Consider the following 22730-nt stretch of genomic DNA (forward strand, 5'->3'; position numbering starts at 1 on the left):
CACCTCCATAAATGGTTCCGTGACAAATCGGACTTGTTACCTCCGCTACAAGATCTCTCATCAATCACCACCTTTCAGATTACACCACCCTGAGAGCGCTCTATTTCTCTATACCCAAGATTATACATCAGTTATTTGAAAGTTCATAATATTAAAAAATAATCGATGTTAATTAGTAATACGATCACTATTTTCCAAGTTTCACTTCATTTAAGAGATTCCTCACCAAAAATCAGCATGTATCTTATAACCAGTCAATATAGTAGAAGTAGATAGGCGAATAAAGGAAAAATACGAGTCAGCGATTTTCGTAGTAAAGGAGAGGTGTCAAATGCTGCATATCGTCGCTTGCATCAAGCAAGTGCCTGATACGAAAATCATCAAGATGAACCCAAAGACAAACACGATGGATCGGGCAAGTGCACCAGCGATTTTGAATCCATATGATGCACATGCCGTTGAGGAAGCAGTTCGAATCAAAAACAGATATGGCGGTACAGTTTCGGTATTGACGATGGGGCCGCCGCCAGCAGTAAAAGCAATCAAGAAATGCATCGAAATCGGTGCTGATGAGGGTTACATGATTTCAGATCGCAAGTTTGCCGGTGCGGATACATTGGCAACCAGTTATGCCCTGACAAAAGCCCTGGAGAAGATTCAGAAAATCACTCCAGTGGACCTTATTCTATGCGGGAAGATGACAATCGATGGTGATACTGGACAAGTTGGACCAGGAATCGCGCGCCGTCTTGATATTCCTCCGTTGACCTCAGTGAAGAAAGTGGAGGAAGTCAACCAAGACGCAGGACATATCATCGTTCATCGAAAAATTGAAGATGGACATGAGGTGATCAAATCCAGCCTTCCATGTTTGTTGTCTGTTGAAAAAGAAATCAATGAAGTTCCTTACTCACCGTTCCCGAATATGATCAAGGCAGCAAGATATGAACCAAATATCTGGTCAGTGGATGATCTGGAAGATGTAGATATCAAACAGCTCGGATTAAAAGGTTCGCCAACCATTGTAGCGAAGGTATGGGCACCGCCGAAACCTGAAGGTGGAAAAATGCTTGAGGGAAGCACCAACGAACAAGTTGATCAAATCCTATCAGTCATTTTAGAAAAGAAGGAATTATTTGATGCGAAAGGGGGATCTTGATGAATCTTGAAGATTACCATGGCGTTTGGGTATTTATTGAGGAACAGGAAGGAACGATTGCTCCTGTTTCCCTTGAATTATTAGGAGCAGGAAGACGATTGGCGGATAAAAGAGGTGTAGAACTCGCTGGCGTGATCATCGGCAATCAAGTGAAGCCTCTTGCCTCAACTGTTTTTGAATATGGTGCTGACGTCGTCTATGTTTATGACCAAACTATTTTCAAAGATTATCGAACTGAATCTTACATGAAAGCCCTTCTGCATTGTTGTGAAACGTATAAGCCGGAAATCATTCTATTCGGGGCAACCTCCACCGGAAAGGACCTGGCGAGTGCAGTAGCGACTGACTTACCGACAGGATTGACAGCGGATACAACTGAATTGGACGTAGAGGAAGATACGGGACTTTTACTGGCCAGCCGTCCTGCATTCGGTGGGAATATCATGGCGACAATCCTGTGTAAGAAATACCGCCCGCAAATGGCTACTGTCCGTCCAAAAGTAATGAAAGCGTTGGAAGCTGAAACAGGCAGGACCGGAAAATTAGTAGAAGAGAAGATTGATATAAAAGAAGAGGATATCCGTACAAAGGTATTGGATATCGTTAAAGCGACTACCAAAAAAGTCCGGATCGACGAGGCAGATATTATTGTCTCAGGTGGGAAAGGCCTTGGCAGTGAAGAAGGTTTCCAGCTGATCCATCGCCTGGCGGAAACGCTCGGTGGCGCTGTAGGAGCAAGCCGTGATGTGGTTGAAGCTGGTTGGATCGAGCACCATCATCAGGTTGGGCAAACAGGGGTTACGGTTACGCCAAAGATCTATTTTGCAATTGGCATTTCAGGAGCGATCCAGCACCTCGTAGGTATGAAAAACTCCAGTATGATCATTGCAATCAACAAAGATCCCGAGGCTCCGATTTTCGAAGCGTGCCATTATGGAATTGTAGGGGACGCCTTTGAAATCATACCACTACTCATCGAACAGTTCAGCCAGGCATTGGAAAAAGAGGAGGTCAATCATGTCGGAGAGGTTTGATTGTATTGTTGTCGGGGCAGGACCTGCTGGAATCGCATGTGCCTATGAACTTGCTAAGGGCGGGGCGAAAGTACTCCTCATCGAGCGTGGTGAATATCCGGGTTCCAAAAATGTAATGGGGGGTGTTTTATACCGTCAAATGATGGAGGACGTTATTCCAGAATTTTATAAAGAAGCCCCATTAGAGCGCCCGATCGTTGAACAGCGATTTATGATGATGGATAAAGAATCTGCCGTCACATTTGGATATAAAGGATTGGAATGGGGGAAAGAACCTTACAATAACTTCACTGTGCTGCGCGCGAAATTCGACCAGTGGTTTGCATCTAAAGCAGTGGAACAGGGCGCTTTGCTCATCAATGAAACGGTAGTGACGGAATGTATCGTTGAAGAGGGAAGGGTTGTTGGCGTCCGAACCGATCGTCCTGATGGGGATGTATACGCCGATGTCGTCGTTCTTGCTGATGGTGTCAATTCCTTATTGGCAAAATCCCTTGGTTTCCATAAGGAGTACCGACCGGATGAAGTAGCTCTGGCGACAATGGAAATTTTGAAATTGGATAAAAAAATCATCGAAGACCGTTTTAACCTCGAACCAAACCAAGGTTGTACCATCGAGCTGTTCGGTGATGCGACAAAAGGAATCCTCGGTACAGGCTTCCTCTACACAAATAAAGATTCGTTAAGTATTGGTGTCGGTACGTTATTATCCGGGCTCATCAAGCATAAAATCAGACCATATGAATTACTTGAATATGTAAAGAACCATCCGATGATCCGACCTTATCTTCAAGGAAGTGAGCAGCAGGAGTATTTGGCTCATCTCATTCCTGAGGGAGGTTATAAGTCGATGGGCAAAGTCGTAGGCGATGGCGTCATTGTCGTTGGTGATGCCGCCCAGCTCGTCAACGCGATTCATCGAGAAGGCTCCAATCTTGCTATGACATCCGGCAGGATCGCCGCAGAAACCGTCCTTTTAGCAATGCAGGCTGGGGATTTTTCAGAAGCGTTATTGGATCGGTACCGCGTCAAGTTGTTGAACAGTTTCGTAGGTCAAGATATGAAGAAATACAAAGATTCGACTCATCATTTCGATAAGTTCCCACAGTATTTTGATCAATATATTCCGATGGTGAATAAGGCTGCAAGCCAGATGTTCACGGTCGATGGAAAATCGAAATGGGAGAAGCAAAAGAAAATATTGAAGGACATCGGATCACCTCGGGAAAAAATCAAAATCGCTCGCGATGTTTATCGGGCTTGGAAGGTGATGAAATAATGAGTGAAGAGAAGAAGAAGGGACAGTCCATCGAGGAAAAGCAGTACCTTGTCCGTTTCAACGCTGACACGAAATCTCATCTCCATGTAAAAAATCCAGAGATCTGTCTGACAGACTGTCCGGATAAAATATGCACGATCTTCTGCCCAGCAGAGATTTACAAATGGGAAGACATACGGATGCACATCGGCTATGAAGGCTGTCACGAATGTGGAAGCTGCCGGATCGGATGTCCGCATGAAAATATCGACTGGGTCTATCCCAAAGGCGGTCATGGAATCATTTTCAGGTTGGGGTAATGTTGCGTTAATGTATATTAGGTGTGGGGGCGTGGAGATAGCTCTCACATTTTTTTATGCACCAAAATTGTTAGTTCTGTTTAAAGTGCCGCTGGCTGTAATTGGTATCGACGTAGAGTGCTCCAATTTTGTATATACTCAGCTTATATTTGTAAATTTGATCGGTATTTTTGCAAAAACAGCAAGTATTTTTGTAAAAGTAGTGTCACGGAAAAAATTAGGGGGGCAGAAGGAGGAGATAGGAGAATATTTTTATTATTATGTATCAATCTTCTTTGTACATTGTTTCACATATGTGTTCAAAAAGAGAGGGAAATCATTATGATTTTTCTCTTTTTAATTGGCGACCATGCATAGTTGATCTTCTTTAGCTATCTTTTCAAGCTGGACGGTGAAATCGATGGCCTCGTGGATTGATTGGAAGCATTCTGAGACATAATACGGTTGCTTATAGTCGAATCCACCGCATTTCTTTGAAGGAAAGACAACAACATTCCATTGGTATGCGCCAGTCATTTTATCCATTTCAGTACCTTCAAGCGCGATGAGCCAGTGGGTGTATAAATCACACTTTGATTTTTCCTGCACAGAGAGCAAGTCAGCTTTACCAATCACCACAAGTGACCTTTGATAAAACTCACCATAATTAGGGGCGTTTTTCATCGGCAGCACTCCTTTTTCATTTCTATAACCTGTCTGATTTCACAGGTACGAGTATAATTATTTGATATTACTATCAGTATATGTTTCAATTTTCATAAAGATTTTAATTTTTTATAATTTTTAAAAATTCCCACCTGAGTCGCTATTCCCTCAGGAGTGTCGCGAATTTCGCTTGAAAGCTTGTATTAATTTATCAGCTTATTAAGCTACTTAAAATTTTCATTCAAAAAAAGGAGTGATCTCTTGCTTTTAGAAAAGATGCCTTCGGTTAAACTCACAGACTTGAACGGAGAGGAATTTTCGACTGATCGATTACGTGGTAAAAAAACTCTCATTTTCATGTGGGCTTCCTGGTGACGGTGCAGAGAACATCTGCCTGGATGGCAGAACTTTTATGAAAAATATCAAAGTGAAAACTTCGAGATATTATCAGTCGCTGTCGATTTACAAGGGCCGGAAGTCGTCAAGCCACATATCTCAGGAACAACTTTTCAAACAGTAGTCGATACGGAAAATGCTCTTTCGAATCTATTCGATTTCAAAATTGTGCCTAATGGGATTTATATAGACGAAGAGGGAACAATCCGCCTCATGAAACAGGGATTCAAGGTTGACGAACAGGAGCATGTCCAAGCAATTGAAAAACTGATCAATAAGGACGTTGAAACAGTTGAATTAGAGGACACTTATTACGAACCGAAGTCCGATCAGCAATTATTACAAATGGAGCTCGCAAAAACGAAATTCAAGCTTGGAATGGAATACTTGAGTCAGCATAAGAAGGAAGAAACCTTGAAAGAGTTAGATGAAGCGATCCGGTTGGATCCCGATAACTTTCTTATTCGTAAACAACGCTGGTATATCCGTTATCCAGAGAAGTTCAAAGACCCGATTGATGTAAAATGGCAGCAAGCTCAGTTGAAAAAAGAACGAGAAGAAGAAGCGAATTGTGGTCCGGACGGTTGTGAAATTCCAGGCACAGATCAGAAATAGATTGGGAGCTCTCAAATTGGGGGCTCTTTTTTTCTCGTTTCTCAGCTAGTGAATTACTCCACAGGTCACAACAATCAAAAAGGACCTTCTGCTACAAAGGTCCCCCCAAAATCTATTATTCTTCAAAACATTCAATCCTAGTAGCCATATCCTCCGTCGCAGCATCCACCATAACCGTCGCCATATCCTCCATGGCCGCCATGGCCGCCATGACCGCCGTAGCCACCGCCTAATGCTGTAGCCCCGATGATTACCAACAAGATGAATAACACAACAATCAACGCAAACGTTCTTCCGTGGCCGAAGCCTTTACCGTCACTCATTTTCTCATCCTCCTAAAGTTAATCGACACAATAGCAATATATGTGGACGGAAAAATGAAGTGTACAAAATTGGACGAAATTGGACAAAAATAGGCATCAGGATACTTGTCCTTTAAACTTATACCTACTTTGGGTAGGTTAACAGCCTATTTGGTGATTTGTGCTCATTCCTCTTCAAAAAGCTTTTCACCTTTATGGAGTCTCATTGCAATTTGGGCTGTGTGCGGCATTTCTCTGGCAGTCGGAGCATGCCCAGCTAAATATCTCGTAATAGCGAGAATCATAGTTTCTTGTGCTCGGTCTGCTAGTAGTGAGTTCTCTTTTGACCAATAGTCATGTTCAACGATTCCGGCTTCATACATCTGGAAGGAATGGAATTCAGCATCTTCCCTTAACAATGCATGACCGAGTGTATTGAACAGAGGAGCTTTTTCCCCGCCTTGAGACAAATAGGTCATCACCCAACGTGCACTTTCTGTTACCTGTTGCTGTTTATTCATATGCTCCAGCAATTCAGAAGGATTTTGTGGTTCTGAAGTTCCTTCCACAGGTTTCGGTTTTCGGGCTGCTGGCATGTTCAAGAACCGGTCTAGATAGACGCTCATCGCACCATGGAATACAGCCCGTGTCAATTCGGCGGTTGTTGAACGACGTAAACTTTGGTGTACGGCATGCGCATGTGTGAACGTATGCAGGACCGTGATCCAATCACTGAAATCATTCTGGGTGTGAAAACGAGCAATTCTTTCCGCAGCCGCCAACGCAACCAATTGTGAGAGGCGAACAGGAGAAACTCCAGTTTTCAGCACCTCCAACATCATTTCAACAGTTTTAATCGGTTCATCAGATAATAACTGTTCCAGCATTGCTTCTTCGTCAGAAGTTCCTTCATCCATTGGGGCAGCCTCTAGGATACGCGGCAGTTTTTCAAATGCTTCGTTCAAAGGGGCTACAAGGTTTACAGGGGATTGCCAACTGTGGGATTCTTCACTCCGAGAAACATCGGATACACCTGGCAGCAACGATGTCAATACATATGAACGATATTCTTCCCCAATATGATCCAGCACCTCGAAGGCTTTATTATGGAAGTCGAGGGTATGGCCGGTATTGATATAAAAGTGATCCGTTATCGCGGCCATCATCATATCCGCGAGACCATCATCCGACCATCCAGAATCGATGGCCGTCAAGAGGATCCGTTCAGCACCTTGTGAATCACGGACTTCCACACAATGACGGTACCATTTCTTCAACGTGTCAACAGACTGATTTTCCATCTCCTCTGTTACCGGGAGGGATCCAAGTAAAAAGCGAGTCCCCATTCCCGAGCTTTCTCTGGCAACGTGGACAAGTCCTTGATACAACGCAAGGATTTGACCTTTTTTATCTAGCTTCGGTAAAATATTCGTCATTGCAGTCAAAATCGTGAGACCTGAACGCCATCCGCTTTGGCGATGCTTCGTACCGAATTCTACACCAACTTTTGCGATTTCTCCAGAGGAGACGCCTGCCTCCATTAGACCGACGACAGCTTTCCCAATGACAAGGCTGAGGCTCTGTTCAAGACCTTCACGAAGCCGTTGTTGTAGTTTTTCAATGGTCACTTTATGGTGGGGGACTGGTTTGACCCAGACCTCGCCATCCTTCACTTCTACAGGATAGGTAGGGACGTCATCTGCCCAAGGGTCTAAGGTTCCACCGCTTTTTACATCAAACCGCGCATGATGCCAATGACAGGTCAGAATACCATCGCAGAGACTCCCCATGTGGAGAGGAAAGCCCATGTGGGGACAACGATTATCAACTGCATGCAGTTCATCTTCATGAAAAAACACCGCAATACCATGCTTACCTTCTTTGACGATTTTTGCTCCATCTTTTTTTAATGACTCCAGGGGACCAACAAGAATAGATTCAGACATGAACGCTCACTCCTTATAAAGATTACGAATTCTCATCTACTACCATATATTACTGATAAATTACCGTAATCCTTCATAAGTTGAAAGTTTTCTCAGTCAAAAGGCTGAGATTGGGATCCGGTTCAGGAGATATTCCGCTCTGTCCATCTGTACAGCCCCCATAACACGATAATGAATACCATATATCCGAAAAACGAATAGGTGTGCGACCAGCTAAGGCAATGTGCTAACAAACCTAGATGTTCACTAATGATTTCAGCGAGCATCGCAATAAAAGAAATGATCAGGATGAAAAAGAGCCGAAGTAATTTTTTAGATATTATCGTCAAAGAATACATTGCCGTCATTGTGAAAACCGGTATGCCGATCAGGGTGAAACGGATATCAATCGTAAAGATATGGGGGAAGGGCCGTTGCAAAAAGGTATAGAATCCCAGACCTGAAAAGAACAACTCCATGTAGGTGCAGATAAGTGCGGAAGCCAACATCACAACAACATAAGGAATTCGCTTTTTACCCTTTTCGGAGGAAGATCGCTTTCTTGGCAAATGTCGTGAAAGCGAGTTTTTCGAGTGATTTACAGTAGGCATGCTGAATCTCACCATCCACACTTTTCGGATTTTCAATCAGGTAATCGACCACATTAACATTATTGAACCAATCTACTTGTACTGGCTCATTGTGCAAAATATCTTTCCATGCAAATTGAAGCTCAGGACTATACAAATGAGATGCATTAGGTTTAAGCCTGCAATTTTTCAATTGAGGATTATACAACCGTCCAGGTATGGTTTCTTTTACACGTTTGAAAAGTTCGGGCCAATAATCAGTTCTCGATCCGGTGTGGGGAGTTCTCTTTGCCCATTGGAACAACCGCTCATATCTTTCCTGATCGGAAAATAATAACGAGTACATTCGTTTACCAAGCTCGATTCTCTCATGAAGAGAAGTAAAATGGTGAAGGGTTTGTCCAGTCAGTTTTGTTTTTCCAGTTTGATCATATGGGAACAGGATATGATTCAGGCTTAACACATCCTGTAAACTGAATTCGATCGTCTTTAAGATCTGGTTCTGTTGCTCATTGATCATCAATTGTTTTTCCAAATAGCTTTGCTCGTTGATGATCAGCGAAACTGTCAACAAGCGGCGGTTTCCTGTCCGCCAAAAGAAAGCCCAAACCGACTCCATAAAGGTAGAAACTGAAAGGCAAGGCAATAAGTGAAATAATGGCCGCTTCAGCTCCAGGCTTTTTTCATATAAAAGCAATTGGGGAAACACATCCTGAAAAATCAACCAGTTGCCCCGTTCGAGGAATATGAAGAACTTTTCTTGCTCATCCACCGTAAGAAGTTTTGAAAGGAATTCTCCTTTCAGGTCCGTCATATTCCATCCGCCATTCCGCGACACCATATGGCCCAGGAAAGCCCAGCGGATGTAAGGATGTTTTTTAAAAAAATCGAGATATGCTCTCGTTCTTGTAATGTTGTTTATATTCAATTGTTGGGTCGTCCTGGTGATTTCTTCAATCAGATTCCTTTCAGTTTCAGTCAATAAAGGGAAATATCCATTAGAACCCACGGTCAACTTTTCCTGGAGCTCATTTTTCAGTTGAAGTAGTTCTCCAGCAATCTTTTCTGATTTTGCCTTTGACTTGATAATCTTGAAAATCCTCATCCGCTCCTCTCATACGAATTGGAACCGATTCAACAGAATATGTATTGGTATAGGGGAGGTAGATGACCTTGAAAGATGGAATCGAGCGTGAAATCAATCGGATCATTTCGATTTTAATAAGGGACCAGACGAAAGACGGTTCGTGGGATTACACCTTCGAAACGGGTATTGCAACTGATGCTTATATGATCATTTTATTACGTACGTTTGAAATAAATGATGAAATGTTGATACAGGCCCTTGTTCAACGAATTGCAGGAAATCAAGAGGACAACGGTTCTTGGAAGTTATTCCATGATGCAGATGAAGGAGACTCATCATCTACGATCCAGGCATACTACGCATTATTATATTCAGGATATGTCAGTAAACAGGAGCCACGAATGCGTGCCGCGAAAAAATTCATCCTTGAGAACGGTGGGATTGAAAGAGCGGAAACGTTTACCAAGACCTTGTTAGCAATGACAGGTCAATATACGTGGAAATCACTCCTACCATTACCAATTGAAATCATTCTGTTTCCACTTAGTTCTCCGCTCAATTTCTATGATTTTTCAGTGTTTGGAAGAGCGAATATTGCACCGCTCCTAATCCTTTCTCATTTCAAATACAAAAAAACGACATCACGTACTCCCGATCTCAGTGATTTATTCGCCCGTGGCACGAACACAGAATTCGAACACCGGAATGAGGATTGGCGTAATCTGTTAACCTCTATGAAAGATCAATTAAAACAAATGACCGATAAGCCTGCTGATTTAAAAAGGAAGGCAGTGAGGGCAGCTGAACAATACATGCTGAAACGTATCGAACCTGATGGAACGTTATTAAGTTATTTCAGTTCGACCTTCTTGATGATATTTGCCTTGAATGCGCTAGGGTACACATTAAAGAATCCAATGATGGTGAAGGCAATCAATGGATTAAGGAACATGGCCGTTCAAATTGGTGATGATCTTCATATACAATATACAACCGCTAATGTCTGGAATACGGCTTTAATATCACATGTTCTCCAGGATGCGGGAGTACCTTGGTCCCATAATGTGATCCAGAGGGCCAATCATTATCTGTTATCACGCCAGCATACCCAATTCGGGGATTGGGTGCTGAGGAATGCAAATACGATGCCTGGAGGATGGGGATTTTCAACTATCAATACGATCAATCCTGATGTCGATGATGCTACCGCCAGCCTACGATCCATTTGTGAGTTGACAGAGGTTCAGCCGAATTATCAACAAGCCTGGACCAGAGGGATCAAATGGATTTTGTCGATGCAGAATGACGATGGGGGTTGGCCTGCTTTTGAACGCGGTGTCGATAAAAAATGGCTTTCTCTTGCTCCGATCCAGGGTGCTGAATATCTATTACTGGATCCATCTACAGCAGATTTGACAGGAAGGACGTTGGAGTTCTTCGGTAATTACTCTTCAATGAACAAAGAACATCCCGCCATAAGAAAGGGGGTAAAATGGCTAAAGAACAACCAACGAAAGGATGGATCCTGGTACGGTCGCTGGGGGATTTGTTATATCTACGGGACGTGGGCAGCATTGACGGGAATGGCTGCATTCGGAAAATCAACTATCGATCCTTCTATAAAAAAAGCTGCGGATTGGCTGCGATCAATCCAGAATCCTGACGGTGGATGGGGAGAGTCGTGCAAAAGCGATATCGAAAGGACGTATGTTCCTCTCAGAGATAGTACCTTGACGCACACCGCCTGGGCTGTTGATGCCTTTATCGCTGTTTCCGATAAAAGTACACCAGAGATTGAGAAGGGCATCGCTTATCTGATCGATCAAGGGGAGAAAGAAGACTGGACGAATAATTACCCCAAGGGACAGGGGATGGCTGGTGGTTTCTATATCCATTACCATAGCTATAGATACATCTGGCCTTTACTCGCAATGAGCAATTATCGTAGAAAGTTTTTGGGGCAATGATCAAGGCAGGATGAAGCAGATATTATTGAAAAAAGGCCGAAAAAACACTACAGGGATCTTTTGATGCCTTAAGTTCAATATTGCTTATATGGATTTCTTGAATATCTGTCCTGTGGTCAATTATCGGTTCGATCGGTTCGATTTTTTTAATGAATAGACGCTTTAAATCGTTTTCGAAACCAGCTTGTGTACAAACAATTTGCATTTTATCAATCGTAGAAGAAGTGTCCTGAGCATCAATTACGTCATGATGGGTCTGTAGTTCTATGGGAAATCCATAGGGTGGTGTAATTATGAACGTACGTCTTTCCCCAGTTTTCACTGCCCAGTCCAAGATTTCGGCTCGCTGACATAATTGATCATGCTCATCTTTTGTAACTAAGAACCCGATATGATCAAAAATAATCCGTTTTCCGTATCCGAAAAGTGACATTCACATTTCCTTTTTTCATTTCGATGATTCTGAAGAGTATATCCTTGTTCTTGAAATCATTCCAAGTCAAGGGGAGATTGAAAGATTAGAATTCACCATCCAATTTCCCGATTCGTTGATGAACCCGAAATCCTAGTTTAAGATAATGATTTTCCATGTGTTCCAAATATGGCGTCCAATAATGATAGTGGAATAACATATGACTCCTCCTAAACATGACTTACGTAGTTTATCGAAATATTGTCTATGAGCCTTCCTCCATAAGCTGTAATCATTCTCAAACTATAGTCTGAAGGAGCGACTGTCACAATTCTAATACATTTCCGTTACACTCTATGTTGCAGATAGTGTTATGATTGATGGGAAAATACACAATGGAGTGAACCATAGAAATGAAAAAATTAAGTAGTTTATTCTTGGTATTTATCCTTAGTGTCCCGTTTGTCGGAGCATGTTCCAATGATGAGCATAAGGAATCTCATGGAAAAGTACATCAACCAGCAAATGGCGACTTGCGTGAAAAAACCGCATCGACAGAAGTACTACCGAAATTTTTGGATGACAAGTCTGAGGATATGCAGAATATTTACAAGGCAGTGGCAATGCATCAGGATCTGCTTGAAAAGATTCCTTGTTATTGTGGTTGCGGCGAGTCAGCAAACCATAAAAATAACTATGATTGTTTTATTCACGAAAATAAAACAGATGGCTCTCTTGTATGGGATGATCATGCAACAAGATGTAAAGCTTGCCTGGATATCGCGGTGAAGTCGATGCTTGAAAACAAGGATGGAAAATCAGTAAAAGAAATTCGCAACATGATCGATGAACAATATAAGGACGGGTACGCTAAACCGACCCCTACACCAGAAGTTTAAAAGCTCCCTCAGAGGGGCTTTTTTATTTAACTCGCGACGCTCTTTGGAAATACTGTGTGAGGCAAGACCCCCTGGGAGGAGTCCAAGAAGATTACGTCTGTTAGTTTTATTTTCGATTTCTGCGAAATTCACTCCCTTTTCGCGGGCAAACGAAAAGCGGAAGCGACCTCTCTAGTCACGTAGGTCACTGGAAAACTGACGAGGAGGCTGTGGTCGCCGCAGAAGGTTTGAAGTGATCCAAGTGACTGGTCACTGAGCTAGACAGCATCTCCACGGGTCTCACCTGGCTCGCTTTTCCCGCAGGAGTGTCGAAAATTTCACTTTAAATCAACAAAGTCCTTTAAAAGAACAAAAAAATCCACTCACTTTCCTTATCGGGAAAACCTATAACAGACATTAGAGCCTTCTCCATTATAAGCTATCATCAATTCGATTTATTGAAACAAAGCCTTTATAACAAAAACTTTTTTGAAAAGTCTTGCCAATTGATTGTAAATGTAGTGTATAATCAAACATAGAAAATTTCATACATACAAACAGAGTTGGTGTCTTTTTTAACGAAGACTTGAAAGGGAAGTTGGTTAGAATCCAACGCGGTCCCGCCACTGTAATTGGGAGTTCACTGTAATATGCCACTGTAAATGATACGGGAAGGCGCAGCGAGCGATGATCATGAGCCAGGAGACCTGCCAACACTGTGAGCACTAAAAACCTACGCGGATAGGGGGTGTGTCAGACAATAGATTTCGTGTAAGAAAACTTGAATCTATGGGAATCGACATCTCCATGTGGAGATGTTTTTTTGTTTTATCAACTAACAGGAGGCTTTATGTAATGAAAAAATTGTTCTTATTTGTATTTACGTTATTAATGTCAGTCGGCTTGATTGCTGGATGTGGCGGAGATCAGTCACCAGCTGACGAAAATACTTCCAACCAAGAAAGCTCTGAAAGCAGTCAAGGTGATTCCTTTCCAGTCACTATAAAGGATGCGCTTGATGAAGAAGTTGTCATAGAGGAAAAGCCTGAAAAAATCGTATCACTCATTCCAAGCAATACAGAAATAGCTTTTGAATTAGGACTTGGTGAAAATATAGTCGGTGTTTCTGACTTTGATAATTACCCTGAGGAAGCAAGCAGTAAAGAGAAAGTTGGCGGACAGGAACTGAATATCGAGAAGATCATTTCCCTGAAACCTGACATTGTACTTGCCCATGCGTCCAGTGCACACAACTCCACTGAAGGATTCAAACAGCTGAAAGATGCCGGTATTCCTGTTCTTGTTGTTAACGATGCACAAAATTTCGAACAGGTCTATGAGTCTATCGAAATGATTGGAAAATCAACTGATAAACAAAAAGAAGCTGATCAAATTATAAGTGAAATGAAAGAAGAAATCGAAGCAATTAAAGAAAAAGCACAAGATATTGCAGAAAAAAAATCAGTATTCATTGAAGTTTCACCCGCACCAGAAATCTACACCCCAGGGAAAAATACATTCATGAGTGAAATGTTGACGATCATCAATGCTGAAAATGCAGCCGCTGATTTGGATGGTTGGGCGAAGATCGATCAAGAAGCAGTCGTTGAGAAAAACCCAGATGTCATCATCACGACTTATGGATACTATACTGAAAATGCAGCAGAACAAGTCTTATCCAGAGAAGGGTGGAAAGATGTTACAGCTATAAAAGAGAAACAAGTCTATGATGTCCATTCAGATCTTGTAACACGCTCTGGTCCAAGACTTGTTGAAGGAGTAGAGGAACTTGCAAAGGCGGTTTATCCAGAAACATTTACAGAATAATAGAATACTAGCTTACCTTTCGGGTTTCGCTTTTCTGTTCATAGCTATCATTTTGGGTATTTCAGTCGGTACTGTTTCTGTGCCTGCGTCAGCAATCATCCAAATCGTAGGTCATGAAATTTTTCCGTTCATATCCATCGATCATATCGACTCGATGTATACAAGTATTGTCATGAACATCAGACTTCCAAGAGTTATTCTTGCTGGTATTGTTGGTGCTGCTCTCGCGATTGCGGGAGCAGCATTCCAAGGTCTATTGAGGAATCCTTTAGCAGATCCTTATACGTTAGGAGTATCTTCGGGGGCGTCTGTGGGGGCAGTCATCACACTTTTTTTCCATTTGTCGATACCAGTTGTCGGATCCTTCACACTGCCTTTATTAAGCATCCTATTTTCGTTCATCACGATTTTTCTCGTCATCAGTTTTGCACGTAAAATTGAACGTTCCATGAGAGTGGAGACAATCATTTTAACGGGTATCATTTTCAGTTCTTTTCTTGGAGCTGTCATTTCCCTAATGATTGCATTGACGGGGGATGAATTGAGACAAATCATCGGCTGGCTTTTAGGAAGCGTGTCGATGAGAGGATGGGAATACATCAAAATCATTTTACCGTTCTTCGCCATCGGTTCTGCCATTCTCCTTATAAACGCAAATGAATTGAATGCGATGTCTTTCGGAGAAGAAAGAGCCCATCATCTCGGTGTAAATGTCCATCGAAGGAAAATGGTCATTTTGACAGCTGGCTCGATATTAACAGGAGCAGCTGTGGCGGTTTCTGGAACGATCGGGTTCGTAGGATTGGTCATTCCACATTTGACCAGGTTGTTATGGGGACCTGACCATAAGCACTTATTACCCTTATCCATATTAACCGGAAGCGGATTTCTGATTCTTGCAGATCTAGTAGCAAGAACAGTGATTTCGCCGACAGAGCTTCCGATTGGTGTCATTACAGCTCTAGTCGGAGCACCTGTATTTGGACTGATCTTAATCAAGCGTAAGACGGAAAGAAGTGGTTAGATGCTAAGCGTAGAAAACCTATCTGGTGGTTATGGCGATGCACCGATTTTAAAAGAAATAACCTTTAAGGTGGAAAAGGGAGAAATGTTCGGTGTCTTAGGACCAAATGGCAGCGGCAAAACGACCTTACTCAAGATGATCAGCGGAATTTTGACAAGTCAAGAGGGGCGTGTCTTCATTAATGGTAAACCGCTTGAAAGTTTTTCATCCAAAGAGTTGGCGAAGATTGTGGCTGTCCTTCCACAGCACTCTGACCAGGGTTTTTCTTATACCGTAAGAGAAACGGTTTCCCTCGGACGATATGCACATCAAAAAGGTTGGTTCCAATCGTGGAGCCAGCAAGATGAAATCATTGTCAACCAAGTGATGAATCAAACGGGGGTAACGGCTTTTCAGAATAAAAATATCCAATCTTTATCAGGTGGGGAACGCCAACGGGTATTTTTAGCGCAAGCATTGGCACAGGAACCCGATATCTTGTTGTTGGACGAACCAACGAACCATTTGGATCTTTCGTTTCAAAAAGAGCTGTTGGACCTGTTAAAGCAATGGACGGAGGAACGGGGACTTACGGTCATCTCGATTTTCCATGACCTGAACCTTGCGGGATTATATTGTGATCGGTTATTACTATTGGATAAAGGTACAATCAATATCCAACATAACCCAAATGAAGTCTTGCGGGAAGAACGGATCGAAACCGTTTATCAAACCACGATCGAAAAGCAGCCACATCCAAAGGTACCCGCACCACAAATGGTATTACTGCCGAAAAAGTTGTCCAAGAAATCAACTGAAATCCAGATTAACTCAATGTATTTGACAGTATCCGATGAACGGATCGTTCTACAAGCACCAGTACCGTTACGAACGATGTCATCAGGTGTAATCGGCTCCGGAACAGGCTGGTACCAGACCTTTATCAACAGACATGTCGAACTTGACTATAATTGCAGTGACCATAAACAAGAAATGACTGAATATCTAAAAGAACATGGGTTTGAGCCCTCTGATTCTGTTGGTATGATGACAGCAGTTCACCTGAAAGACGCAGCGTTCCACACGTACAAAGGAGATGGTTTTTCCATCTTTGTCATCGTCACTGCCGGAGTAGGAAATGCAATTGATGCTTCAAAAAGTATACTTCACGATTTTGAGATGCAGCCAGGGACTATCAATACTTGGATATTCGTCAATGGAAGTATGACAGAAGAGGCGTTCATCCAAAGTGTGATGACAGCGACAGAAGCTAAAGTCAAGGTCTTGCATGATCAGGAGATACAAGATGAAGCAAACGGTACATTTGCGACCGGAACGTCCACTGACAGCGTTATGATTGCTGCTACACAAACCGGGAAAAAACTCGGTTTTGCCGGAACGATCACACCTCTCGGGAAACTGATCGGAAAAGCAGTGTACGAATGTACAACCGAAGCGATTCTGAACTATGAAAAAAGGAAACAGACATGATCCTGTTTCATTTAGTTGCGATTACACTTGCATTCGTTATTGATGCATTGGTTGGTGATCCGCCTAAATGGCCGCATCCAGTCCGATGGATTGGCAGATTGATCGCCTTTCTGGACACAAAATTGAACAAAGGTCGTTTCCGAGTACAGAAAGGAGTCTTCATGCTCCTTTTTGTTGTATCACTTGTCGGGTCAATCACAACCTTGTTAGTATGGTTTTCTTATCAAGTTCATCCTTATATAGGCATACTGGCAGAGGGGATCATCATCTCGACGACCATAGCCCGTAAGAGTTTGAAACAAGCCGCAATGAATGTCTATCAACCTTTAAAACAAGCAGATCTAAGCAAGGCTCGGAAGGAACTTTCATACATTGTCGGACGTGATACCGAGAAATTGGATGAAGGTGAAATCACCCGAGGTGTGGTTGAAACAGTTGCTGAAAATACAAGTGATGGAATTACAGCTCCCATGTTCTGGTCACTGATTGGTGGAGCTCCATTTGCGGTGGTCTACAGGGCGGTCAATACCTGTGACTCGATGGTCGGATACCGCAATGAAATATATTATCAATTCGGATGGTGTTCAGCAAAAATGGATGATATCGTCAATTGGATTCCAAGCCGATTAACTGGATTGGTAATGATGATTTGCAACAAACCGACACACCTCAATAGGAAAAGCGCCTTTAGGATTTGGAAACGGGATGCGAAAAAGCATCCAAGTCCAAACAGTGGATGGGGTGAGGCAGCCATTGCTGCTTTGCTAGGCGTTCAACTTGGCGGAATAAACTACTATGCCGGGGTCATTTCTAAACGATCACTGATGGGAGATCCTATTGTACCCTTGGGAAGTAATCATATCTTACAGACGAATTCAATCATGCAAACTACAGTTGCAGGCTTCATGTGTTTGTTATGGATAGGAGGGATGTTGTATGGACTGGCCATCTCATGGTTCTAATCCAAAAAATCTATACGAAGCGATCGCTCTCCCAATGCCAGAGGAGATTATTGATTTCAGTGCAAACATCAACCCGTTGGGACCGCTTTCTGAATTGAAGGAAAAATGGAAGGATATGTTTCTTAGAATCATAGATTATCCTGATCCACATGCAACTTCTCTAAGAAAGGGCATTGCTGAAATTGAACAGGTGGATCCGCAGTCCATTCTGATCGGTAACGGTGGTGCAGAACTGATCAGCCTGATAACAAGGCTATTGGCAGGGAAAAACGTTCTAATTGTCCAGCCGGCTTTTTCAGAGTATGAGAAGAGCTGCCGCGTAAATGAATGCAACATCAGCTATCACCAGCTTGAGGATCCCTTTTGGCAATTGGATATTGATCAGCTTCTACCTAAACTTGAAGAAGTCGATGCTCTTTTTCTATGTAATCCCAACAATCCGACTGGGGTACAGTACCGGTTTGAAATGGTATTAGCATTGATTGATGCTTGTAAAGAAACACAATGCCAAATCATATTGGATGAAGCTTTTTATGACATGCTCGAGGACTATCGATCGTTCATCCCTTATATCAAGAAATTCGAAAACTTGATCATCATCCGGTCGATGACGAAAATGTACGCAGTCCCAGGACTGAGATTAGGTTATATGGTAGCTCATCCTGAAATCATACATCGAGTCGAGAAATTCCAAACACACTGGAGTGTAAATTCACTGGCGCTGGCTGCTGGAGAGGTTTTTATACAAAACACATCCTTTTTACATGAAACAAGACAATACATAAGTGAAGAACGTCGAAAATTATTTGCATTTTTCAGCAAAGAAGGGTACAGATTCTCTCCTACAGAGGTTAACTTTTATCTTTTTCGAGATCCTGATTGTGAAGATCAACTACCGTTATTTCGGCATTTGCTCGAACAAGGAATTGTCCCAAGGCATACATTCAATTTCTCAGGTTTGGATGGGAATTGGCTTCGTTTTGCCATCAAATCTTCATGTGAGAATAATGAGTTGATCAAGGTGTTGAAAAAATGGAAACAACCTCACACATGATATTCATAACTGGCGGAGTTCGAAGCGGTAAAAGCAGTTTTGCTGAGAAGATGGCTATGGAAAAAGCGATTTCCAAGGGTAGAAACCTTCATTACATTGCAACAGGTTTACCTTCAGACACAGAGATGAAACTGCGGATTGAAAAGCATAAACAGCAAAGACATCAATGTAACCAGAACTGGAACACATGGGAGCATCCCCGAAATATTGGCTTGCTTGCTGAAAACTTTACGAACAAAGACATCTTGCTTCTCGATTGTTTGACGACGCTTTTGAATAATGAACTCTTCAGTGATGAAACTGCTCAAAACAACAGGATGATAGGTTCCATTTTAAGCGGAATCGAACGATTAAGGAAAAACTGTGATTCACTGATCATCGTCAGTAATGAAATCTTAAATGAAACCCTCCAGGCGAATGATCTTGTTCTTTCATATAAAAAAATGTTAGGGCACTTGCACCAAGAGATCGTGAAATATTCGGATCAAGCGTTTTTAGTCGAGTCTGGTGTTCCGATTTTGATGAAAGGAGGAGCCGATGAAAGGAATCATGATTCAAGGGACAGCTTCTGATGTTGGCAAGAGTTTGTTGACCACCGCTATTTGTCGATTGTTTGCAAATGTAGGATGGAAGGTCGCTCCCTTCAAATCACAAAACATGTCTAATAATTCTTATGTCACCATTCATGGAGAAGAAATAGGGCGTGCTCAAGGAATTCAGGCTGAGGCAGCAAGAACGGAAGCATCTGTTTGGATGAACCCAATATTGTTGAAGCCGCGATCTGATCAGCAGTCTGAAATCATCCTTCTTGGAAAATCGCTCGAAACAATGTCTGGAAGAGGATATCGGGATCAGTTTTATGAAAAGGGAATAGAAGTCATTCAATCTTCACTTGCGTATTTGGAGCAACATTATGATGTCCTAGTCATTGAAGGTGCAGGCAGTCCGGTTGAAGTCAATTTGAAATCTCGTGATCTCGTCAACATGAAAGTGGCTGAAATGGCTGATGTGCCAGTCGTGCTGGTCGCGGACATCGATCGAGGCGGAATATTCGCAAGTATCATTGGAACGCTTGAGTTACTGGCACCAGAAGAACGGGAGAGGGTCCGTGGATTGATCATCAATAAGTTCCGAGGAGATATTAGCTTATTCAATGATGGGATTCAATGGCTTGAAGAAAAGACAGGGGTTCCTGTTCTAGGTGTTATTCCCTATATCGACCATCATGGGATTGATGGTGAAGACTCCTTATCTTTACAGAAACAATTACCCAAATCCCAGAACAGAGAAATCGATTTAGTCGTCTTGCACCTTCCTTATGTCTCGAATTACAGTGATATCGAATCGTTCGCTTATGAACCGGATGTCTCTATCCGTTGGGTCGGACATGGAGATGAGTTCGGAAATCCTGACGCCGTCATCATTCCTGGCACGAAAAGCACAATTAATGACTTAGATTACTTGAAGGCCGTTGATCTCGATCGTCAGATAAAAGATTTTTCCCATAAAGGCGGGTTTCTGATGGGCATTTGTGGTGGTTATCAAATGCTTGGTGAGTTCATCATTGATGAAGCCGGGTCGGATACTGGAATCATTGGTAAAAAAGTTGAAGGATTGAGACTTATTTCAGGACAAACTGTTTTTCATCCGGTTAAAGATACGAAGAGAGTGAAGGGATCAATAATCTCCAGGGCTAACGGAGAAGACCTATTGGTTGAAGGTTATGAAATCCACTTAGGAAAAACAACACACGCTGAATCAGAGCAAAATTTCATTGAACTTGAAAATGGCCGGACGGAGGGGTTCTGTAATGAAGATGGGACCATTATCGGAACCTATCTTCATCATTTATTCCATAATGATGATTGGAGAAATGAATGGTTGAACCGGATTCGTGAACGTAAAGGATTAAAGATTAGATCACCTATCTATGCTGCTCATCTGAAAGAAGAACGGTTTGATTCCCTTGCCGAACGACTAAAAGAGAACCTTGACTGGACTCTTTTGAAAGCAATCATCTTTGAAGTGGAGAGCAATAAATGAAGCATTTGTATGGTTTTATGATCAATTTGCAATTCTTTACGATGATTCCCATACCTGTGGAAATTAGGATGGATGATGACCACTTGAAAAAAGCAGTAAAAACCTTCGCGCTGTTAGGGTTGTTTCAAGGTTTTATATATTCATTAACTATCTTTATTCTCTTTTATTGGACACCTCTTTCAAATTTTGCAATTGCATTCATACTCTGGCTCGTGATGATCCTTTTGACAGGCGGAATCCATCTTGATGGCTGGATGGATGCGAGCGACGCTTATTTTTCATATTCCAGTATCGAGAAACGGCTTGAGATCATGAAGGATCCGCGGACCGGCGCATTCGGAGTAGTTTCAGTCATTGTATTATTAGGTGCAAAATTTTTGTTCATTTATGAAATCGTATCTGGGATTACACTTACATCTTATCTATTGATCATTATTCTTCCTTTTTTAAGTAAAGGGCTGATGGGGCTTCTTCTTATGACAGTACCTCTAGCCAAAGAAGAGGGGCTTGCTTACCATTTTAGAAAAGCTGGAGACTCTTCTATGCGATTGGTTTATTCTGTCTATTGGATAGGGATCACCGGACTCGTTTCGTTGATTGATTTTGGAACGCTTTTTCCCATTATGATCATGTTCATCGTTGTAATGGTTTGTTTCATTCTCCTACGTTCAAAAACTGTCAAATGGTTCGGCGGCATTACTGGTGATGTGTTAGGAGCATCGGTTGAAGGAGTTGAATTGATGTTATGGATGACAATCTGGTTATTGCATTATTCCGTCATGGTATAACACAAGAAAACAAACGGAAAGCGTATCTCGGCTGGTCCGATTCGCCTTTATCGAAAGAGGAATCATTGTCCATCCGTCCAATAAAACAGTCCTACGATCTTTATTTCTCAAGTGATTTGGAACGTTGTATACATACAACAAAACTTCTCTTTCCAAACGAGAATGCGATATGCCTGTCTGAATTTCGTGAGATGAACTTCGGTAAGTGGGAAAAGAAAACCTATGAGCAACTGAAGGATCGCAGGGAGTACCAAAGATGGTTAACGGATCCATTTTCACAGTCACCACCTGATGGAGAACTTTTCTCAAACTTTCAATGTCGGGTTCAATCTGGTTGGAACAAGATTTTGAATCGAATGTTTGACTCCAATTGTTCGAGTGCTGCGGTCGTAACCCATGGAGGCGTGATCAGGCTGTTATTGAGTGAATTATCACCGGTTCAAAAAGCGTTCTGGGAGTGGACTGTATCACATGGAATTGGATTTGAGCTTATTTTTGAAAAAGAGGCATTGAGGAGGGGAGAGCGATGCACTTTGTTACAGGAGGTGCCTATAACGGCAAAAGAACATGGGTGAAAAATCGGTATACCTTATCCAAACACAGTCATTTCCATTGGATTTCAGCGTATGACGGTAAAAAGTTGCTGGAAAATCCGTTACAGATCAATTCTCAACTGTTGATTCTTGAGGGGATTGAACTATGGATCAAAAATTTGATTTTAGATACGGATATCGATGAGACAAGAAGTCGCTGGACTGAAAAATTAACTGAATTACAGAAATGGGAATACGAAACTTCAAAAAACAAAGTCATTCTGATTGGAACCGATATTTCTAAAGGAATCGTTCCTTTGGATATAAAGGATCGGACATGGCGGGATGTAACAGGTTGGTGTTATCAAGATACGACTAAAAAAGCTGATCGTGTCGATTTGATCTGGTATGGCACCCATCAACGAATCAAATAGGAGGAGA

General features: G+C 42.2%; 23 protein-coding genes and 1 riboswitch. Of the genes, 17 read left to right on the forward strand and 6 right to left on the reverse strand.

What is annotated here, in order from left to right; translation table 11 throughout:
• Nucleotides 1–331 precede the first annotated feature (331 nt).
• From KOL94_RS06080 to KOL94_RS06095, 4 genes are read left to right on the forward strand one after another with little or no spacing between them, the layout of a single operon-like run.
• Complete coding sequence (locus KOL94_RS06080; RefSeq protein WP_221564955.1) at nt 332–1159, forward strand: electron transfer flavoprotein subunit beta/FixA family protein; 828 nt, start codon at nt 332–334, stop codon at nt 1157–1159.
• Complete coding sequence (locus KOL94_RS06085) at nt 1159–2193, forward strand: electron transfer flavoprotein subunit alpha/FixB family protein (RefSeq protein WP_221564956.1); 1035 nt, start codon at nt 1159–1161, stop codon at nt 2191–2193. Before KOL94_RS06080 ends, KOL94_RS06085 begins: the two co-directional genes overlap by 1 nt.
• On the forward strand, nt 2177–3472 hold the full coding sequence (locus tag KOL94_RS06090; RefSeq protein ID WP_221564957.1) for an FAD-dependent oxidoreductase: 1296 nt from the start codon (nt 2177–2179) through the stop codon (nt 3470–3472). The genes KOL94_RS06085 and KOL94_RS06090 overlap by 17 nt, the downstream gene beginning before the upstream one ends.
• The gene (locus KOL94_RS06095; protein WP_221564958.1) at nt 3472–3771 is read left to right on the forward strand and encodes a ferredoxin family protein; all 300 of its coding nucleotides are present in this window, start codon (nt 3472–3474) and stop codon (nt 3769–3771) included. Before KOL94_RS06090 ends, KOL94_RS06095 begins: the two co-directional genes overlap by 1 nt.
• 336 nt (nt 3772–4107) lie before the next feature.
• Here the strand turns inward: KOL94_RS06095 and KOL94_RS06100 are convergent, their stop codons facing one another.
• Nucleotides 4108–4434, reverse strand: a complete 327-nt coding sequence (locus KOL94_RS06100; RefSeq protein ID WP_221564959.1) for a hypothetical protein — start codon at nt 4432–4434, stop codon at nt 4108–4110.
• Nucleotides 4435–5025: 591 nt separating this feature from the next.
• Between KOL94_RS06100 and KOL94_RS25160 the strand changes: the two genes are divergently transcribed.
• Nucleotides 5026–5427: a tetratricopeptide repeat protein gene (locus KOL94_RS25160; RefSeq protein ID WP_260412217.1), complete on the forward strand. Its 402-nt coding sequence runs from the start codon at nt 5026–5028 to the stop codon at nt 5425–5427.
• A gap of 137 nt (nt 5428–5564) precedes the next feature.
• Here KOL94_RS25160 and KOL94_RS06110 read toward each other — a convergent pair whose 3' ends face one another.
• The 4 genes from KOL94_RS06110 to KOL94_RS06125 form a co-directional block, all read right to left on the reverse strand.
• The gene (locus KOL94_RS06110; protein ID WP_221564960.1) at nt 5565–5750 is read right to left on the reverse strand and encodes a YjcZ family sporulation protein; all 186 of its coding nucleotides are present in this window, start codon (nt 5748–5750) and stop codon (nt 5565–5567) included.
• Nucleotides 5751–5914: 164 nt separating this feature from the next.
• Nucleotides 5915–7675: a Rieske (2Fe-2S) protein gene (locus tag KOL94_RS06115; RefSeq protein WP_221564962.1), complete on the reverse strand. Its 1761-nt coding sequence runs from the start codon at nt 7673–7675 to the stop codon at nt 5915–5917.
• A gap of 122 nt (nt 7676–7797) precedes the next feature.
• Entirely contained in the window at nt 7798–8280 is a 483-nt protein-coding gene (locus KOL94_RS06120; protein ID WP_311775108.1) for a CBO0543 family protein, read from the reverse strand.
• The gene (locus KOL94_RS06125) at nt 8189–9349 is read right to left on the reverse strand and encodes a DUF2515 family protein (protein ID WP_221564966.1); all 1161 of its coding nucleotides are present in this window, start codon (nt 9347–9349) and stop codon (nt 8189–8191) included. The genes KOL94_RS06120 and KOL94_RS06125 overlap by 92 nt, the downstream gene beginning before the upstream one ends.
• A 68-nt stretch (nt 9350–9417) precedes the next feature.
• Between KOL94_RS06125 and shc the strand changes: the two genes are divergently transcribed.
• Nucleotides 9418–11298: a squalene--hopene cyclase gene (shc, locus tag KOL94_RS06130; RefSeq protein WP_483298063.1), complete on the forward strand. Its 1881-nt coding sequence runs from the start codon at nt 9418–9420 to the stop codon at nt 11296–11298.
• A gap of 22 nt (nt 11299–11320) precedes the next feature.
• Here the strand turns inward: shc and KOL94_RS06135 are convergent, their stop codons facing one another.
• Entirely contained in the window at nt 11321–11731 is a 411-nt protein-coding gene (locus tag KOL94_RS06135) for a hypothetical protein (protein ID WP_260412218.1), read from the reverse strand.
• Nucleotides 11732–12123: 392 nt separating this feature from the next.
• On the opposite strand from KOL94_RS06135, the gene KOL94_RS06140 reads away from it, so the two are divergent.
• The 11 genes from KOL94_RS06140 (at nt 12124) to KOL94_RS06190 (ending at nt 22723) form a co-directional block, all read left to right on the forward strand.
• The gene (locus KOL94_RS06140; protein ID WP_221564970.1) at nt 12124–12609 is read left to right on the forward strand and encodes a PCYCGC motif-containing (lipo)protein; all 486 of its coding nucleotides are present in this window, start codon (nt 12124–12126) and stop codon (nt 12607–12609) included.
• A 526-nt stretch (nt 12610–13135) separates the two neighbouring features.
• Nucleotides 13136–13317: riboswitch (cobalamin riboswitch) on the forward strand.
• A gap of 126 nt (nt 13318–13443) precedes the next feature.
• Nucleotides 13444–14415: an ABC transporter substrate-binding protein gene (locus KOL94_RS06145; protein ID WP_221564971.1), complete on the forward strand. Its 972-nt coding sequence runs from the start codon at nt 13444–13446 to the stop codon at nt 14413–14415.
• A complete protein-coding gene (locus tag KOL94_RS06150; protein ID WP_221564972.1) occupies nt 14378–15439 on the forward strand; it encodes a FecCD family ABC transporter permease in 1062 nt (353 codons plus the stop codon). Before KOL94_RS06145 ends, KOL94_RS06150 begins: the two co-directional genes overlap by 38 nt.
• The gene (locus tag KOL94_RS06155; RefSeq protein ID WP_221564973.1) at nt 15440–16909 is read left to right on the forward strand and encodes a heme ABC transporter ATP-binding protein; all 1470 of its coding nucleotides are present in this window, start codon (nt 15440–15442) and stop codon (nt 16907–16909) included.
• On the forward strand, nt 16906–17871 hold the full coding sequence (cbiB, locus tag KOL94_RS06160) for an adenosylcobinamide-phosphate synthase CbiB (protein ID WP_221564974.1): 966 nt from the start codon (nt 16906–16908) through the stop codon (nt 17869–17871). Before KOL94_RS06155 ends, cbiB begins: the two co-directional genes overlap by 4 nt.
• Nucleotides 17846–18925, forward strand: coding sequence for a threonine-phosphate decarboxylase CobD (cobD, locus tag KOL94_RS06165; protein WP_221564975.1), 1080 nt, complete (start codon nt 17846–17848; stop codon nt 18923–18925). Before cbiB ends, cobD begins: the two co-directional genes overlap by 26 nt.
• A complete protein-coding gene (locus KOL94_RS06170) occupies nt 18904–19497 on the forward strand; it encodes a bifunctional adenosylcobinamide kinase/adenosylcobinamide-phosphate guanylyltransferase (protein WP_221564976.1) in 594 nt (197 codons plus the stop codon). Before cobD ends, KOL94_RS06170 begins: the two co-directional genes overlap by 22 nt.
• Nucleotides 19463–20968 (forward strand): cobyric acid synthase, encoded by a 1506-nt coding sequence (locus KOL94_RS06175; RefSeq protein WP_221564977.1) that lies wholly within the window; start codon nt 19463–19465, stop codon nt 20966–20968. Before KOL94_RS06170 ends, KOL94_RS06175 begins: the two co-directional genes overlap by 35 nt.
• The gene (gene cobS / locus KOL94_RS06180; protein ID WP_221564978.1) at nt 20965–21756 is read left to right on the forward strand and encodes an adenosylcobinamide-GDP ribazoletransferase; all 792 of its coding nucleotides are present in this window, start codon (nt 20965–20967) and stop codon (nt 21754–21756) included. The genes KOL94_RS06175 and cobS overlap by 4 nt, the downstream gene beginning before the upstream one ends.
• Complete coding sequence (locus KOL94_RS06185; RefSeq protein ID WP_221564980.1) at nt 21714–22331, forward strand: histidine phosphatase family protein; 618 nt, start codon at nt 21714–21716, stop codon at nt 22329–22331. The genes cobS and KOL94_RS06185 overlap by 43 nt, the downstream gene beginning before the upstream one ends.
• Nucleotides 22283–22723, forward strand: a complete 441-nt coding sequence (locus tag KOL94_RS06190; RefSeq protein ID WP_221564981.1) for a bifunctional adenosylcobinamide kinase/adenosylcobinamide-phosphate guanylyltransferase — start codon at nt 22283–22285, stop codon at nt 22721–22723. Before KOL94_RS06185 ends, KOL94_RS06190 begins: the two co-directional genes overlap by 49 nt.
• Nucleotides 22724–22730 lie beyond the last annotated feature (7 nt).

Origin of the sequence: Alkalihalobacillus sp. TS-13 (assembly GCF_019720915.1) — a bacterium.
Lineage (GTDB): Bacteria > Bacillota > Bacilli > Bacillales > Fictibacillaceae > Pseudalkalibacillus.

Bases quoted from the DNA above. Each gene is read 5' to 3' on its own strand.
- KOL94_RS06185 (WP_221564980.1), top strand. From the start codon at position 21,714: ATGGATGACAATCTGGTTATTGCATTATTCCGTCATGGTATAACACAA.
- KOL94_RS06190 (WP_221564981.1), top strand. From the start codon at position 22,283: ATGCACTTTGTTACAGGAGGTGCCTATAACGGCAAAAGAACATGGGTG.
- KOL94_RS06095 (WP_221564958.1), top strand. From the start codon at position 3,472: ATGAGTGAAGAGAAGAAGAAGGGACAGTCCATCGAGGAAAAGCAGTAC.
- KOL94_RS06115 (WP_221564962.1), bottom strand. From the start codon at position 7,675: ATGTCTGAATCTATTCTTGTTGGTCCCCTGGAGTCATTAAAAAAAGAT.
- KOL94_RS06140 (WP_221564970.1), top strand. From the start codon at position 12,124: ATGAAAAAATTAAGTAGTTTATTCTTGGTATTTATCCTTAGTGTCCCG.
- KOL94_RS06110 (WP_221564960.1), bottom strand. From the start codon at position 5,750: ATGAGTGACGGTAAAGGCTTCGGCCACGGAAGAACGTTTGCGTTGATT.
- KOL94_RS06090 (WP_221564957.1), top strand. From the start codon at position 2,177: ATGTCGGAGAGGTTTGATTGTATTGTTGTCGGGGCAGGACCTGCTGGA.
- KOL94_RS06125 (WP_221564966.1), bottom strand. From the start codon at position 9,349: ATGAGGATTTTCAAGATTATCAAGTCAAAGGCAAAATCAGAAAAGATT.
- KOL94_RS06085 (WP_221564956.1), top strand. From the start codon at position 1,159: ATGAATCTTGAAGATTACCATGGCGTTTGGGTATTTATTGAGGAACAG.
- KOL94_RS25160 (WP_260412217.1), top strand. From the start codon at position 5,026: ATGAAACAGGGATTCAAGGTTGACGAACAGGAGCATGTCCAAGCAATT.
- cobD (WP_221564975.1), top strand. From the start codon at position 17,846: ATGGACTGGCCATCTCATGGTTCTAATCCAAAAAATCTATACGAAGCG.
- KOL94_RS06145 (WP_221564971.1), top strand. From the start codon at position 13,444: ATGAAAAAATTGTTCTTATTTGTATTTACGTTATTAATGTCAGTCGGC.
- KOL94_RS06120 (WP_311775108.1), bottom strand. From the start codon at position 8,280: ATGGTGAGATTCAGCATGCCTACTGTAAATCACTCGAAAAACTCGCTT.
- KOL94_RS06175 (WP_221564977.1), top strand. From the start codon at position 19,463: ATGAAAGGAATCATGATTCAAGGGACAGCTTCTGATGTTGGCAAGAGT.
- KOL94_RS06135 (WP_260412218.1), bottom strand. From the start codon at position 11,731: ATGTCACTTTTCGGATACGGAAAACGGATTATTTTTGATCATATCGGG.
- KOL94_RS06170 (WP_221564976.1), top strand. From the start codon at position 18,904: ATGGAAACAACCTCACACATGATATTCATAACTGGCGGAGTTCGAAGC.
- cobS (WP_221564978.1), top strand. From the start codon at position 20,965: ATGAAGCATTTGTATGGTTTTATGATCAATTTGCAATTCTTTACGATG.
- KOL94_RS06080 (WP_221564955.1), top strand. From the start codon at position 332: ATGCTGCATATCGTCGCTTGCATCAAGCAAGTGCCTGATACGAAAATC.
- KOL94_RS06155 (WP_221564973.1), top strand. From the start codon at position 15,440: ATGCTAAGCGTAGAAAACCTATCTGGTGGTTATGGCGATGCACCGATT.
- cbiB (WP_221564974.1), top strand. From the start codon at position 16,906: ATGATCCTGTTTCATTTAGTTGCGATTACACTTGCATTCGTTATTGAT.
- KOL94_RS06100 (WP_221564959.1), bottom strand. From the start codon at position 4,434: ATGAAAAACGCCCCTAATTATGGTGAGTTTTATCAAAGGTCACTTGTG.